Genomic DNA, 526 nt, shown 5'->3' with positions numbered 1-526 from the left:
GGCTATATTAGCGGGAAAACAAGCACTAGTCCCACAACTTCAGGCCGAAATTGAGAATTTACGTTCTACACAGAAATCACATTTTGATAATGTATTAGCCTGGTCAATTGGCGGTGGACTAGGAGCAGCTATTTTAGTTATTGGAACGATTGCAGGAGCGGTAGTAATTGTTGTGACTGGTGGTACAGCTACACCAGCTGTTGTTGGCGGTCTTACAGCTCTAGGAGCAGCTGGTATCGGTTTAGGAACAGCAGCTGGTGTCGAGGCATCTAATCATATGAATTCTTATAATGAAATTTCGAATAAAATCGGAGAATTAAGTATGAAAGCTGATCTGGCTAATCAAGCGGTTATTTCACTTACTAATACGAAAGACACTCTAACATATTTGTATCAGACAGTGGATCAAGCAATAATGTCTCTAACAAGTATTCAGCAACAATGGAATAAAATGGGGGCTAATTATAAAGATTTATATGATAATATCGATCAAATGCAAGAACATAAACTTTCGTTAATACCTGAC

Annotated in this window: 1 pseudogene; it reads left to right on the top strand. The window is 38.4% G+C overall.

Features of this window, described 5'->3' with window-relative positions:
* Positions 1-526: pseudogene (locus MR168_RS33060) on the top strand (hemolysin BL lytic component L1); the annotation flags it as partial.

The sequence above is a fragment of the Bacillus cereus group sp. BfR-BA-01356 genome, assembly GCF_022663635.1.
GTDB lineage: Bacteria > Bacillota > Bacilli > Bacillales > Bacillaceae_G > Bacillus_A > Bacillus_A cereus.
The sequence above is the reverse complement of the archived record's forward strand: the minus strand, read 5'-3'. Positions and strand labels throughout refer to the sequence as shown.